Annotated in this window: 15 protein-coding genes, 1 rRNA gene and 1 pseudogene; 6 read left to right on the forward strand and 11 right to left on the reverse strand. The window is 48.6% G+C overall.

Going from position 1 to position 13,318, the window contains the following annotated elements; genetic code table 11:
• From MK185_17390 to MK185_17425, 8 genes and pseudogenes are all read right to left on the reverse strand, one after another.
• On the reverse strand, positions 1 to 241 hold a 241-nt coding region (locus tag MK185_17390), incomplete at its 3' end, for an IS110 family transposase (GenBank protein ID MCH2042407.1).
• Positions 242 to 383: 142 nt separating this feature from the next.
• Positions 384 to 1,307, reverse strand: coding sequence for an IS1380 family transposase (locus tag MK185_17395; GenBank protein ID MCH2042408.1), 924 nt, complete (start codon positions 1,305 to 1,307; stop codon positions 384 to 386).
• 142 nt (positions 1,308 to 1,449) lie between these two features.
• Positions 1,450 to 1,608 (reverse strand): hypothetical protein, encoded by a 159-nt coding sequence (locus MK185_17400; GenBank protein MCH2042409.1) that lies wholly within the window; start codon positions 1,606 to 1,608, stop codon positions 1,450 to 1,452.
• Between the two features lie 35 nt (positions 1,609 to 1,643).
• Positions 1,644 to 2,633 (reverse strand): glycosyltransferase, encoded by a 990-nt coding sequence (locus MK185_17405; GenBank protein MCH2042410.1) that lies wholly within the window; start codon positions 2,631 to 2,633, stop codon positions 1,644 to 1,646.
• Positions 2,630 to 3,442, reverse strand: a complete 813-nt coding sequence (locus MK185_17410) for a glycosyltransferase family 2 protein (GenBank protein MCH2042411.1) — start codon at positions 3,440 to 3,442, stop codon at positions 2,630 to 2,632. The genes MK185_17405 and MK185_17410 overlap by 4 nt, the downstream gene beginning before the upstream one ends.
• Entirely contained in the window at positions 3,439 to 4,230 is a 792-nt protein-coding gene (locus MK185_17415) for a glycosyltransferase family 2 protein (GenBank protein MCH2042412.1), read from the reverse strand. The genes MK185_17410 and MK185_17415 overlap by 4 nt, the downstream gene beginning before the upstream one ends.
• A 29-nt stretch (positions 4,231 to 4,259) precedes the next feature.
• Positions 4,260 to 5,192 carry a DUF6492 family protein gene (locus tag MK185_17420; protein ID MCH2042413.1) on the reverse strand — a complete coding sequence of 311 codons (933 nt, stop codon included), beginning with the start codon at positions 5,190 to 5,192 and terminating at the stop codon, positions 4,260 to 4,262.
• A gap of 260 nt (positions 5,193 to 5,452) precedes the next feature.
• Positions 5,453 to 5,629: pseudogene (locus MK185_17425) on the reverse strand (transposase).
• A gap of 80 nt (positions 5,630 to 5,709) precedes the next feature.
• Between MK185_17425 and MK185_17430 the strand changes: the two are divergent.
• A protein-coding gene (locus MK185_17430; protein MCH2042414.1) for an IS3 family transposase occupies positions 5,710 to 7,268 on the forward strand; the annotation gives its coding sequence in 2 pieces (ribosomal slippage) (positions 5,710 to 6,163 and positions 6,163 to 7,268; 1,560 coding nt in all).
• Here the strand turns inward: MK185_17430 and MK185_17435 are convergent.
• Positions 7,218 to 8,183 carry an IS5 family transposase gene (locus tag MK185_17435; GenBank protein ID MCH2042415.1) on the reverse strand — a complete coding sequence of 322 codons (966 nt, stop codon included), beginning with the start codon at positions 8,181 to 8,183 and terminating at the stop codon, positions 7,218 to 7,220. The genes MK185_17430 and MK185_17435 overlap by 51 nt on opposite strands.
• A 148-nt stretch (positions 8,184 to 8,331) precedes the next feature.
• On the opposite strand from MK185_17435, the gene MK185_17440 reads away from it, so the two are divergent.
• Genes MK185_17440 through gmhB form a run of 4 tightly spaced genes read left to right on the forward strand, consistent with a single transcriptional unit; the run spans position 8,332 to position 11,983 of the window.
• Positions 8,332 to 8,913, forward strand: coding sequence for an SIS domain-containing protein (locus MK185_17440; GenBank protein ID MCH2042416.1), 582 nt, complete (start codon positions 8,332 to 8,334; stop codon positions 8,911 to 8,913).
• The gene (gene hldE / locus MK185_17445; protein ID MCH2042417.1) at positions 8,913 to 10,373 is read left to right on the forward strand and encodes a bifunctional D-glycero-beta-D-manno-heptose-7-phosphate kinase/D-glycero-beta-D-manno-heptose 1-phosphate adenylyltransferase HldE; all 1,461 of its coding nucleotides are present in this window, start codon (positions 8,913 to 8,915) and stop codon (positions 10,371 to 10,373) included. The genes MK185_17440 and hldE overlap by 1 nt, the downstream gene beginning before the upstream one ends.
• Positions 10,374 to 11,435 carry a glycosyltransferase family 9 protein gene (locus MK185_17450; GenBank protein ID MCH2042418.1) on the forward strand — a complete coding sequence of 354 codons (1,062 nt, stop codon included), beginning with the start codon at positions 10,374 to 10,376 and terminating at the stop codon, positions 11,433 to 11,435.
• Positions 11,432 to 11,983, forward strand: coding sequence for a D-glycero-beta-D-manno-heptose 1,7-bisphosphate 7-phosphatase (gene gmhB / locus MK185_17455; protein ID MCH2042419.1), 552 nt, complete (start codon positions 11,432 to 11,434; stop codon positions 11,981 to 11,983). The genes MK185_17450 and gmhB overlap by 4 nt, the downstream gene beginning before the upstream one ends.
• A gap of 21 nt (positions 11,984 to 12,004) precedes the next feature.
• Here the strand turns inward: gmhB and MK185_17460 are convergent, their stop codons facing one another.
• Positions 12,005 to 12,478, reverse strand: a complete 474-nt coding sequence (locus MK185_17460; protein ID MCH2042420.1) for a peroxiredoxin — start codon at positions 12,476 to 12,478, stop codon at positions 12,005 to 12,007.
• Between the two features lie 106 nt (positions 12,479 to 12,584).
• Here MK185_17460 and MK185_17465 point away from each other — a divergent pair, with 106 nt between their 5' ends.
• Positions 12,585 to 13,025 carry an acyloxyacyl hydrolase gene (locus tag MK185_17465; protein ID MCH2042421.1) on the forward strand — a complete coding sequence of 147 codons (441 nt, stop codon included), beginning with the start codon at positions 12,585 to 12,587 and terminating at the stop codon, positions 13,023 to 13,025.
• A 39-nt stretch (positions 13,026 to 13,064) separates the two neighbouring features.
• Here MK185_17465 and rrf read toward each other — a convergent pair.
• Positions 13,065 to 13,196 (reverse strand): 5S ribosomal RNA (gene rrf / locus MK185_17470).
• Positions 13,197 to 13,318 lie beyond the last annotated feature (122 nt).

Genomic DNA, 13,318 nt, shown 5'->3' on the forward strand with positions numbered 1-13,318 from the left:
CTTTTACATGCTGTGGTGCGATTTGTTTTACCTGATGGCCATACTTCGCTATTTCTCTTGCCCAATAATGCGCACTGGCACATGACTCAACCCCCACCAAACAGGGTGCTAGCTCACTAAAAAAATGCAGTATCTGAGTTCGTCTCAACATTTTTTTTCGCACAATCTTGCCTGCCTGATTACAGCACACCACATGACTCACACTTTTTGCTAAATCCAGCCCAATCGTTGTAATATCCATCTTGGTCTCCTCACCTTGTTAACTTGATTGTTCAATTCCAAGTTTGGCACATTGCGATGCCGTTTGAGGGGGGAGACCATTCCATCGTTTTTCAGATGCACCCGCAAACGCTCGAACAGGGTGTAGGCGAAGCCGGATAAGATCAGCCGCCACTGGTTGGTCCACCAGTGTGTGCTGGAGGTGCGACCGGCAAACAGATCCAGTTGTTGATCCTTGATCCGGTTCTCCATATCACCCCGTGCGCAATACTGTTCGTAGTAGAGCTTGAATCCGTCATCGTAGCGGGAGCTGATAACGAACCGTGGGTTCGGGCCTTGAGGGCCATGCCTACGATGTAATCCACCTGGTTGCGATCGCACCAGGCCAGCAGTCGGGGCTTGCTGAAGTGGGAGTCGCCCCGGAATACGATCCGGGTCCGTGGCCAATACTGGCGAATAAATCGCACCAGCAGCGCCAGAATGGCCCAACTGTGCCGGGCATCACCCCGGTTGCTGGTGCGCAGGTAGCTCACCAGCAAGTGCCGGCCGCAGAAGACGTAAAGCGGGAAGTAGCAGTGATGGTCGTAATACCGGTTAAAGAATTTACCCGGCTGATCCCCATGCACCGGGATATCGGTGCCGTCAAAATCCAGCACGATTTCCTTCGGCGGCTCTTCGTGTTGTTCAATAAAGTGGTGCCAGAGCAGCTCATGGGCCTTCACAATGGTTTGCCGGTCCATTGCCTGTTCCATTCGGCACAGCGTGGATTTGCCAGCCAGAGCGGAGGCGTTACCCGTGGCGGTTTGTAGCGCCTGATCAAAGCGCAGGGCTTCATGGTCATTCAGATCTTCGTAGCCACCGGCCACACCGTAGACCCGTTGCCGGACCAGGGACTTGAGCTCATGACGAATCATCCGGGGATCCCGCTGGTCGGTCAGAGTCTCGGCCAGCCGTTGGGTTAACCGGTGTTGTTTGTCGACTTCGCGCAGTAACAGCAAGCCGGCATCGGAGGTGATATGGCCTCCGGAGAAGTCGGTTTCAATCTGGCGGCGGGAAAGTGGCGAGAAGGTCAGTTTTTGAGGTACCATTCTGGATGCGGCTACTGGTGCTTGGTGGATTGGTTAGGTTCTTGAAACTATAGCACTTTTAGCCGCTTCTTTTTATCCCTTCATGAGAAATCCGGGTTAGGGCGAATTTTAGCGGGGTGGCAGAACGTCGTGGAATGAACGCTTACATGCCGCCTACAGCTTGCGTAGGCACCGGCTGCAACGCCAGCCGCTCACTGAAACGCTTACGGTAGGCCGGGTCTTTACGCGAACGCAGCAGGAAATATAACAGCAATACAGGCGTGAGCAGCAGCAACGCTGTTGAATACAATACTTTAATCATGGGTGTTTACAACACAACAAAGTACGTCAGCCCCATCAATTAGTAACAGGTAATAGCTCATGCCAGCGATGCTCCGCATAAGGCTTCTTGCTATTCAACACACCACCACTAATAACTTTTAGATAGCACTGCTGATAAGCCGCAGCCATCGTCAGGTTATTAAATCGGGTTTTAGCGTAGTGATGACAGGCTTCGCGATCATACTTGCTACTGTCTTGCATCACCGATGCAAGCTCACTGTAACTTGACGACAGAAAGCCAAGCTCTGGCTGGGTGATGATTTCAGGAATTGCACCATACGGCGTTGCAAAAACAGGAGCTCCCAAATATAAAGACTCAATAATGGCAAGACCAAAAGGCTCGTGCCAGCGGACCGGAAATAACAGCCCCCGTGAATTACGCACCAACTTGTTTTTAACTGCGCCCCCCACCATGCCGTTAAAACGTAAATGCCAATCAGGATGGAAATAAAAGCCTCTGCTACTGAGGCTAAATCGGACACCACCTAATATCTGTAACTTGACACCCGCTTGCTTTGACACAGCCACTGCGCCACTGAGGTTTTTTATCGGCCATTTGGCCTTGCCCAGAAAATGGAAATAATTCTGTGGTTTACCTAAATGCGGCTGGCCATATTCGGTCCAGTCCAGACCGTTGTGTATGAAACACTCCGCATTGTGGTTGTTAGCGTGGCGTGCACTTAAAAACACTGTATTTTGGCCATAGCTACGGGCATGTTCTGCATTACCATGCTCAGTACTAATATAAGGCACATCTAACTCACCATCAAAGGGCTGGTGAAAATGCACTATATCGGGCCAGCCGCCTATCTGCTCACGCATAGACTTTGTCGCATCATACCGAGCAGCATTCTTTGGTAAGTCTGGAGCGTCCCCCCACAACAAACGTACCTCGTGACCAGACGCCTGTTGCGCAGTTAATAAGCCCCAGACAATACGCTCAGTTCCACCGTAATCTCGAGCAGGCAAAGACAATTTACTTTGCAGTACGTGCAGAATTTTCATTTTAATCGTCCTCTCTGCAGAGCATCGGCATGTTGTTTACCGGCAAGCTGTTGGTATTCAAACAATTTTGCCTCTTTTAGAAAAGCATACATAGCTTCAATATGCGCATGCACAAGCCCCCGCTTACCAGACAGAAACATTCTTTGCAGAACATAGGATTTGACAAAGGTAAGAGGGAAAATAAAGCAGAGTTTAATCAGAGATGGTCTTTTACGTTTTTCAAACTTTTCAAGCGCTTTGAGCGAAGAGTACTTATTCTTTTTTTGCATCAGTAACTCTGTGGTTCCGTAACCAAAATGCGTAACCAGCCCCTGCACTTTGACAGTCGATACCCCTTTTGCCAACACCAGATTTTCATGAACTTTTCGATCAAGTGGGTACTGCGCCTGACTTCGCCGGAACACGCGGACTATAGAACGTTTGCCTGAATACGGCGACATGGGCTCGCCCCAAAAAACATCCTCAAAGTACAAGCGCATGGCAATGTCTTCGCTCTGTTCGTACAGTTTCCGAATATGTGTTATCACCTCAGATGAAAGTATTTCGTCGCCATCAACATTAATTACCCAATCATACTGGCACAATGACATGGCAAAGTTTTTTTGCTTAGCAAATCCCAGCCAGTCCTGATGAACTACTTTAGCACCTTTTGCCCTGGCTATTTCCTGAGTGCCATCTGTACTGCCCGAATCAACCAGAATAATTTCGGCAAAGTCCTGCAAAGCATCCAAAACGGATGCTATGTGCGCTGCCTCATTACATGTCACCAGAAAGGCACTTATGGGTAATTTTTCAGCAGACTTTGTCATTGCTGTTTTGCCTTATGCTCAGCCTGTAAAGTAACCAGTGCAGCGTATTTATTAAAACCGTATTGCCCCAAAATAATGGCCATCAAAAAGCCTCTCCACCCGTCTAAAAAACCAAGATGTAACAAATATTGCTGCAAGAAGTCGGTAAAAAAACGTAGCACTGCAAACGCCAGGCTACTCCTTTTTCCTTTGGCATATTTTTCTTCAGCCAGTAAACAGGCATATTTCAGGTGTTTTTCCTGTGCATGATGATAACTGCGCCAACTGTGGTGAATAATGGCAGACTTAAGCGTACGACTTTTCTCATTTGGAATAAGCAGCGTTTCATGCACTTGGCGGTTCTTAAAACTCACACCGGTCTTTAAAAATAATTTACCCTGCGGCGAGGAATAACGACCATGCTTCAGCAACTTACCAAAAAAGTAAGTATGCCAAGGCATTTTAAATAAATTTTCCTGCAAATCTGGTTCAGACAAGACAGCATCAATTTCTGCTTTAAGGGCATCAGTCATGACTTCGTCAGCATCGATGTTTAATACCCAATCATGCTCACACCAGGTTAAAGCGCGATTACGTTGAGGGCCAAAGCCCGGCCAGTCAGTCTGATAAACCTTGTCTGCATACTGTTGTGCTATAGCTACAGTATTATCCTTACTGCCCGAGTCCAATACGATTAGCTGATCTACCCAACCAGAAAGCGATTGCAAACAACGCTCTATCCGATCTTCTTCATTACAGACAATCACAAAACAGGAAATTTTTCTCGTTCTCATGGCTATTTTGTCCAAGTATCACACTACGCTGCTTCATTGACGCCTTAATCGAAAAGCGCCAGTACTCTCGCATCAGGTTGCCGCTGAATAAATGCCGACAACCGCTCAAATACCTGCTTTGGCGGCAAGCGTGTTTTACTGCCCACCACACAGAATAACCCCGGATTGTCGGCTGCGAAGCTATCCGCCACCTGCCACTGCTCATAGGGGTGAGAGTCGTGTATCAACATGAGCTGCGGCACTTTACTGGTGCCTGCAATCACATGAAACTGCTCTAACAGCTGATGCTTTAGCGCACACAGATAATATAGCGAATATTCGGTCCACTTTAGCTGCAGGTAACGGCCCAGCCACCAGTTGCGTGGGTCTGTAGGGTTGTGTAATGAGCACAACCTGTCAGCCCAAGTTAACTGTCTGTTTTTTGGTTTTAAATCCTGCATCAACTGTTGGCTGATGGTTTTTGCCATCAACGCCGGTGTCACTGTCATACCTACTCCTTTCGGGCCGATATTTGCACTGATACCTAACAGCCGGGCAGACGAACGCCACCATTTCGGATGCTGTGCCCTTGGCTCATACTGCAACAACGCCTTGCCCTCGGGTAGTAACAATAATTCTGTTAACGGCTTTAAGCAGACCACATCGGCATCCAATGTCAGATAGAACTTATTAGACACTTTATTTGCAATCGCTATTTTGACCAATTGCTGCTTACGCCAGCCGCGCATCTTAGGGTATTTTTTCAGCTCCGGCAGCAACTCGTCTTCAGAAATGACGATTATATTTAACCCTTGCCAACAGGCATATTCATGTCTGACCAATTCCACTTCATACCCGGGCACGACAACAAACAATTCGCTAATCAACCCCGCCGGCAAAAAAGTGCTGAGCGACGTAAAAAGAATGTGCGCCCGCTTTAAGTCGTTGACATCATAACTGCCACTGGCTTTCAGGGGCAAAACGGCGCTAATCGCCATAAAAACTCCTCTATAATCACACCGGCCCTATCCAGGGATAACTTTGTGTCACAGTGAAAGGCGGCGTAGCCTACCCTAACAGGCTGTTGAAAAATCTGGTTTTCCTGAATGCTACGACTTTTATAACAAGTGCGCCTTAGTAAAATTTATCTTGGTATTTCTCGATGCTTCAGCACCAATAATCTTTCTGCAGCAAGTCTTGTTCAAAATTTGATCAAAACACTCGTAAATGTCAGCTATCAAAGCCCTTAATTGCCCTTTCAGACAATCAACACCTTCAATCGGGTCAAATTATAGGCAGCCGCCGTAAAGCGGAAGATCCAAGAGACCTTGGCTCGCCCAACATGACGAAGTTTTCTCATCAGCCCTATATCTTTCATCCAGCCGAAGCACTCTTCAATTCGCTTGCGTTTGACTTGGCTGATTTTATAGCCCTCGGTGCCCACTATGTCAACCTTGTTGTCCAGTTGGCAATTTCGCCATTAGTTAATAAACAGTGGGCGGCATAGGTTCATGTATGCCACGTTATTCTGAAGAGCGTAAAGCTGCAACGCTCAAAAAATTATTACCGCCACAGAGTCGTTCTGTAAATTCTGTGGCTGATGAGGATGGGATCAGTCCGCAAACCTTGTATCATTGGTTAAAACAATGTCGTGAGCAAGGAGTTGCAGTGCCCGGACATCAAAAACAGGCTGACCAATGGTCCGCTGAAGACAAGTTAGCCATCGTTATCGAAACCGCCGGCTTATCGGAAGCCGAACTGTCGGCTTATTGCCGTGAAAAAGGGTTATTTACCGAGCAGGTCAAACAGTGGCGTACCGATTGCCTGCAGGGCTTTGGCCGCACTGCTGACAGTGAGCGCCAGGTAAAACAAGAGCGTAAAAAAACGACCAAAGAAATCAAAAAGCTTAAAGCCGAGGTTCGCCGCAAAGATAAAGCGTTGGCCGAGACCAGTGCCCTGTTGGTGCTTTCAAAAAAGCTCGAAGCCTTATACGGGGACGAACCGGACAACGAGGACGACTAACGCCGCAAAGCGAGCGTATAAGGCTACTCGATTACTTTAACGAAGCGGTTAATAACGGCGCATCCCGCCATCAGGCAGCGCATGTTATGTGCATAAGCCAACGCACGTTAAAGCGCTGGGCTAACAATCCGACGCCGGATAAACGGCCCACAACAGCGCCGGTTAAACAACCGCGGCAGTTGAGCGAAGACGAAGAGCAGCGCATCCTGATGGTCTGTAATTTACCGCAGTATGCGGATTTACCGGCCTCACAAATCGTGCCGTTACTGGCCGATAAAGGCGTTTATATTGGCTCTGAATCAACGATTTACCAGGTGCTGAAAAAGCACCGGCAATTAACACACCGGGGCAAAGCAAAACCCCGGAATAAGCATCCGTTGCCGACCAGTTACACGGCAAGCGGGCCGAATCAGGTATACACCTGGGACATCAGTTATTGTCCCTCGAACGTCAAAGGCGTTTTCTGGTACCTGTACTTAATACTTGATATTTACAGCCGCAAAATCGTCGGCTGGGAAGTCCATGAAACCGAATCCGGTGAACTGGCAAAACAACTGGTTGAGCGAACCTTGCTGCGCGAGGGCTGCTGGCATAATCCGCCGGTACTGCATTCAGATAACGGGGCACCGATGACCTCGTTTACACTGAAATCAAGGTTGGCCAACCTGGGCATGGCGATGTCACATAACCGGCCACGCGTGAGCAACGATAATCCGTATTCAGAGTCGTTGTTTCGGACCGTAAAATACTGCCCGAAATGGCCACGCAAAGGGTTTAACTCGCTCAGCCATGTTCGCCAATGGATGATGGACTTCGTTAACGTTTATAACGAGCACCATCTGCACAGCGGGATTAACTTTGTGACACCGGGTAGCCGGCACCGTGGTGAAGATAACGCCATATTAGCGGCACGCGCTGCATTATATGAGCAACAAAAACGCAGCCGCCCGGAGCGCTGGTCAGGCAACACAAGAAACTGGACGCCCGTTGGTGACGTTGCGCTAAATCCCTCCAATGTTGAGGAAATTAAGCGTAATACGGCGGTTGCTTAAAACAGTTTTTTTGGACAACTCGGTTGAAAAACACCGGGTGCCCGTCGTTCGTTTATCAATGCAGCTACGCAAGGACTTGGCAGCTACGTGTGGGGTAATGCCCAAGCCACGACTACCCTCAACAAATTCCAGGGTGTCGTAGCCTTTATCGGCACCTACGGTTCTTCCGGGACGTGTTCCCTGTTTTGCCAACATCGTGGTACCCGCATCCCACTCTTTACTTGTGCCAGCTTCAGTGACTTCAGCCTCTACGATCAGTCCGTTTCGATTTTCCGTCAGGATGTGCCCCATGTGACACAGCTTTGACTCTTTCCCTTTGCCCTTGCGAAACAGCTTTGAGTCCGGATCTGTGCTTGATTGATGGGTCTCGTTGCTCCGCTTCTGGCCATGAAAGTTTTGACCATCACTGTCGTCGTCACCACCGTCATCTTTCGGCTTAAAAGATTTGACCGAGGCGCAGGCCTCCAGCAAGGTGCCATCCACGCTGAAATGATCTTTCGACATAAGCTGACGGGCGCTCGCTTGCCTCTTGATGGCATCGAAGAACAGCTCGTCGATCTCACTGGCAAGAAGGCGATCCCGGTTCTTTGAGAACACCGAGTGATTCCATACCTTGTCATCCATAGACAACCCAACAAACCAGCGGAACATCAGATCGTAGTCCAGGCGTTCCATCAGTTGACGCTCTGACCGGATCGTAAAGAATATCTGAAGAAGTAGTGCCCGAATCAACTGCTCTGGGGGGATCGACGGACGGCCAACAGCCGAATACATCTCAGAAAACGCAGGTTCAAGCTCGATCAACGCCTGATCGACTATTCCGCGCACCTTTCTGATGGGGTGCGACGTAGGAATTCGACTCTCGAGGTCAACATAGCTGAAAAGTGCCGCTTGAGTTTTGGATTGTCCCCGCATCGTCATTGCCCTTTGTAAACGGATGCGCTATTCTCTCATAAATCGGGTTTTTCAACAGCCTGCTAAGCGCAATCCGGTGTAAAAAATTCTTTTGCAATAGCTAAGATCCGTTAGAATAACCTCACTTAATCAGTGATTCGAGCTTAATATGCCCAATTTAACGCAAAGTTTTCTGGATAGCCTGCAACGTCATCGTGATGTATTTGCCATAGTAGAAGCCTATCATGACGCTGCTATGCAGCTGTTAGAAGCCGTGCAGAACTGCTTAAAGCAAGGCGGCAAAGTGGTTTGGATGGGTAACGGCGGCAGCGCTGCAGATAGTCAGCATTTGGCAGCCGAATTTATGGTGCGCTATAAAGCCGAGCGCGACCCGTTGGCCTCAATTGCCTTAACCACTGATACGTCTATTCTTACGGCCCATGCCAATGACTACCATTTTGACAGCGTATTTGAACGTCAGGTACGAGGCCTGGTGCGGCCACAAGATGTCGTAATTGGCCTGACAACCTCTGGCAAAAGCCCGAATATCAATCTAGCACTACAGGCCGCTAATGAGCTTGGTGCATACACTGTGGCGCTGACCGGCCGCGACGGGGGCCTGGTAAAAGATATTGCCAAGCTATCTATTATCGTTAAAAACGATGAAACCGCCCGTATTCAAGAGGTGCATATGTTTATTGGCCACTGGCTGTGTGAAGCCCTGGACATGGCTATTGTAGGACGCAACTAATGATCGACCTAAGCCTGCTGCAAAATTTGTCTTCTGCTTCTGTACTGGTAGTAGGTGATGTAATGCTGGACCGCTATTTTAATGGCGACTCACAGCGCATTTCACCTGAAGCACCGGTACCAGTGGTGAAAATAAGCAAAATTGAAGACAAAGCCGGCGGTGCGGCCAATGTGGCACGCAATATTGCACACTTAGATGGCAAAGTGGCCTTACTAGGCATTATTGGCGATGACAGCGCTGGCGACTCTTTACAACAGCTATTAGCCAGCGAGCAAATCCATTCAGAATTAATCCGGCAACAACAGAAACCGACTATCGCCAAAATGCGGGTGGTGTCACGCCAGCAGCAAATTGTGCGGCTGGATCAGGAAGACAGCTTCAGCAGCGCTGACGCGAAATTACTGGCCGATCGCTTTGCTGCCGTATTCAGCCACTATGATGTAATAGTATTTAGCGATTACTACAAAGGCTCGTTGCAACATATTACAGCTATGATTGCTTTGGCAAAAGCAGCCGGGAAAACAGTGTTAGTTGACCCCAAGCAAGCCAACTTAGCGGTTTATGCAGGCGCCGATGTGATTACGCCCAATTTAGGCGAATTTAAAACGGCAGGTGGCAAAACCGGCTCTGTCGACGAGATGCTAAGCTCAGCCCGCGAGTTAATGCAAAAAGCCGGCTTGGCATCCATTTTATTAACTCGCAGCGAACAAGGCATGAGCCTGATAACGCCGACCGAACACCATCATTTTCCGGCACAAGTACTGGAAGTAAGCGACGTAACCGGTGCCGGCGATACCGTTATCGCCACCTTAGCCGTAATGCTAAATGCTGGCATGTCGTTACCTGATGCCACTCAGCTGGCAAACTTAGCTGCTGGCATCGTGGTGGCTAAAGTAGGTGCCGCTACCGTATCGCCAGAAGAGCTTGCGGCTAAGTTGAACAAGGACTTATTTCGTCAGGGCGACTTTTACCAGACGCCTTTTGATAAAGTGCTGCAGCATATTCAGTTTGCCCGGCAAAACGGCGAGCGTATTGTGTTTACTAATGGCTGCTTTGATATATTACACGCCGGCCATGTCCGCTATTTAGCACAGGCCAAAGCACTGGGCGACAGGTTAGTGGTCGGCCTTAATTCAGATGCTTCAGTACGTCGGTTAAAAGGCGAACAACGTCCTATTAATAGCTTGGAAGACCGCGCTACGGTATTAAGCAGCCTTGCCAGCGTAGACTGGGTAGTGCCTTTTGGCGATGATGCAGCAGAACAGGATACGCCGTTAAAGCTTATCAGCAGCATTTTGCCCGATGTGTTGGTTAAGGGCGGCGATTACAGCATAGACACTATAGTAGGTGCAGATGTCGTGCTCGCCAACGGTGGCGAAGTGCAGGTATTAACCTTTGTCGATGGCCGCTCTACCAGCAAAGTAATCCGCAAAATCCAGGATTTGCAGGGAAATAGCTAAGTGCCTAAGCCGTTAACGTCCATTTGTATTTTGAGGTTATCCGCTATTGGTGATGTCTGTAATGCAGTGTCTGTAGTGCAAGCTATTCAGTGTCAGCATCCTCAAGCTCAGATCACCTGGGTGATAGGCAAAGTAGAAGCACGATTACTGGAAGGTTTACCTGGAGTGCGGTTTGTCGTGTTTGATAAAAGACAGGGCAAGGCTGCTTACCGCCAACTGAAACAGGACTTACAACACGACCATTTTGATGTGCTGTTGCATATGCAGGTGGCTTTTCGCGCTAATCTGGCCTCTTTGTGTATCAAGGCGCACAAAAAAATTGGTTTTGACTGGCATACGGCCAAAGAGCTACATGCGCTTTTTATGCGCCACCGTATCATACCCTCACCACGCAGCCATGTGCTGGATGGCTTTCGCCAATTTGCCAGAGCCATAGGTGTGTCAGAGCACTTACTAACGCAGCCGCCTAAATGGCAGTTACCTATACCGGAAAGCGATGAGCAATGGGCAAAGCAGCAACTGGCCGCCGTGGCGAATTCACGGGTATTGATCATCAGCCCCGCGGCATCTAAAGCCGAGCGCAACTGGCTGCCAGAGCGTTATGCTGATCTGGCAGATTATGCCCATACCAAAGGCTTTGCAGTGATATTGTGTGGTGGCCCCACGGAGCTTGAACGCACATTAAGCCAGGCCATTTTGGCAACGGCTAAGCAGCCGATCACAGACCTGACAGGTCAAACCAATTTAAAACAACTGCTGGCCCTGCTAAAACACGCTAGTTTAGTATTAGCACCAGACACTGGCCCTACCCATATGGCGGTCGCGGTCGGCACGCCAGTTATCGGGCTTTATGGCCATAGCAATCCGGATCGCACCGGGCCTTATTTATTTCGTCAGTATGTGGTAGAGGTGTATCATTCATCTTTGCTCGCGCAACAGGGTAAAACCGCAGCACAGCTTAAATGGGGCACCCGCGTTAAAGGCAAAGATATTATGCAAAAAATAACGGTCGATGCTGTTATTGCGATGTTCGATAAAGTCGTCGCCGAGCAGCAGTTATGAACCACACACAAAAAGCCGCATTTTTGGACAGAGATGGTGTTATTAACATCGACCATGGCTATGTCAGCAGCCCGGAGCAGTTCGAGTTTATCGATGGTGTATTTGACGCTTGTCGCCACCTGCAGCAGCAAGGTTATTTACTGATAGTGGTGACAAACCAATCAGGCATTGGCCGCGGTTATTATAACGAGCAGCAGTTTGCAGCGCTGACCCAGTGGATGACAGCACAATTTGCACAGCATGGCGTTAGCATCACAGAAGTGTTTTTTTGCCCACATCATCCGACTGATGCCATAGCCCCTTACCAAATCGATTGCCAATGCAGAAAACCTGCACCGGGCATGTTGTTACAAGCCCTAGAAAAATATCAGATTGATCCTGGCCAAAGTCTTATGTTGGGCGATAAAAGAGCCGATATGCAAGCAGCAAGAGCCGCCGGCATTAAACGCAAAGTGTTAGTGCTGTCTGGTCAGAGTGTGAGCGAAGAAGATAAGGCCAGCGCCGATGAAGTCTGGCCTTCTATTATAACCGCGTTAACTGCCTTGTAAACAGCCTGGCAGCCGACACAGTTACAGCGCCGCTAACATCACCTCAGCTTTGCTCACTTCAAAGGTTTTTGGCGCTTCAACGTTTAACAGTGTTACCACACCGTTTTCGACAACCATGGCATAACGCTGTGAACGGGTACCGCCAAAATCACCGGTTTCCATGGTCAGCCCAATGGCTTTATGAAAGGCCGCGCCGCCGTTGGCTAAAAACATAATTTCTTCAGCGTTCTGGCTTTTGGCCCAGGCATTCATCACAAACGCATCGTTTACTGCAGTACAGATAATGGCATCAATACCCTTGGCTTTAATTTGGTCAGCCAGGGTAATGTAGCCCGGCAAATGCGCAGCAGAGCACGTGGGTGTAAAAGCGCCTGGCACGGCAAACAGCACTACCTTTTTATTGGCAAACACCTGGCTGGTGGTTGGGTTCATTACGCCTTCTTTGGTCAGCTGCGAAAAGCTCACTTCAGGCAGTTTATCGCCGACTTTAATCATCTTGGTCTCCCCACGAGTTTCATTAGTTATTAAAGGTGTCGTTATTTATTAAATTATTTTCAGTACCAATAGCGCACAGGCAAAACAAACCGTCAGTGTTGATTATATGCATGGTTTTGATGATATCGACGGAATGCGCTTCGCATACAGACCGATCGAGCAAACGCTATTAACGGATTGCTTTGGCGACATAAAGCTATATTGGGAAGTAAGTGCTGTAGTATGGGAATATGGTGAAAATGATACGCATAGTACAAGCTATGGCGCGTCATTAACTCCTGTATTTATGAAACAGGTTTCAACGCTCTATGACAAATACCCCGTATATATAGAAGCGGGGATCGGGGCAAGTTATATAGGTAATCAGAAAGTCGCTGGTAAAGATATTGGATCTAACTACCAGTTCGAAGACAGATTGGGTGTGTTTGTAGAGATCGATAAGAAACAACATGTAGCCCTACGCTATATGCACTTTTCAAACGGCGGCTTTAACAACGACAACCCCGGATTAGACTTCCTGAACCTATCCTACGCCTATCACTTCTGACGCAAAAAACCCGCCGTTAGGCGGGTTTTTCTTAATAGGACCTGGCAGTGTCCTACTCTCACATGGGGAAACCCCACACTACCATCGGCGCTAATACGTTTCACTTCTGAGTTCGGGATGGGCTGGGCCGACATGTCGGTCAGGTGGTACCGTATCGCTATGGCTGCCAGGAAAAACTGGTTTGCAGTAGCGTTTACTGCGTAAAGCTGATGCTCTATCAACTTCACTAAATTCTGTTAGCTCGCATACATAAAATGCTATAGCTTCTATATAAAGCAAAAAACCCGCCGTTA

The organism is Saccharospirillaceae bacterium, from assembly GCA_022448365.1.
Classification (GTDB): domain Bacteria; phylum Pseudomonadota; class Gammaproteobacteria; order Pseudomonadales; family Oceanobacteraceae; genus Bacterioplanoides.

Bases quoted from the DNA above. Each gene is read 5' to 3' on its own strand.
- MK185_17405 (MCH2042410.1), bottom strand. From the start codon at position 2,633: ATGAAAATTCTGCACGTACTGCAAAGTAAATTGTCTTTGCCTGCTCGA.
- MK185_17410 (MCH2042411.1), bottom strand. From the start codon at position 3,442: ATGACAAAGTCTGCTGAAAAATTACCCATAAGTGCCTTTCTGGTGACA.
- MK185_17465 (MCH2042421.1), top strand. From the start codon at position 12,585: ATGCATGGTTTTGATGATATCGACGGAATGCGCTTCGCATACAGACCG.
- gmhB (MCH2042419.1), top strand. From the start codon at position 11,432: ATGAACCACACACAAAAAGCCGCATTTTTGGACAGAGATGGTGTTATT.
- MK185_17460 (MCH2042420.1), bottom strand. From the start codon at position 12,478: ATGATTAAAGTCGGCGATAAACTGCCTGAAGTGAGCTTTTCGCAGCTG.
- hldE (MCH2042417.1), top strand. From the start codon at position 8,913: ATGATCGACCTAAGCCTGCTGCAAAATTTGTCTTCTGCTTCTGTACTG.
- MK185_17440 (MCH2042416.1), top strand. From the start codon at position 8,332: ATGCCCAATTTAACGCAAAGTTTTCTGGATAGCCTGCAACGTCATCGT.
- MK185_17395 (MCH2042408.1), bottom strand. From the start codon at position 1,307: ATGGTACCTCAAAAACTGACCTTCTCGCCACTTTCCCGCCGCCAGATT.
- MK185_17420 (MCH2042413.1), bottom strand. From the start codon at position 5,192: ATGGCGATTAGCGCCGTTTTGCCCCTGAAAGCCAGTGGCAGTTATGAT.
- MK185_17435 (MCH2042415.1), bottom strand. From the start codon at position 8,183: ATGCGGGGACAATCCAAAACTCAAGCGGCACTTTTCAGCTATGTTGAC.
- MK185_17400 (MCH2042409.1), bottom strand. From the start codon at position 1,608: ATGATTAAAGTATTGTATTCAACAGCGTTGCTGCTGCTCACGCCTGTA.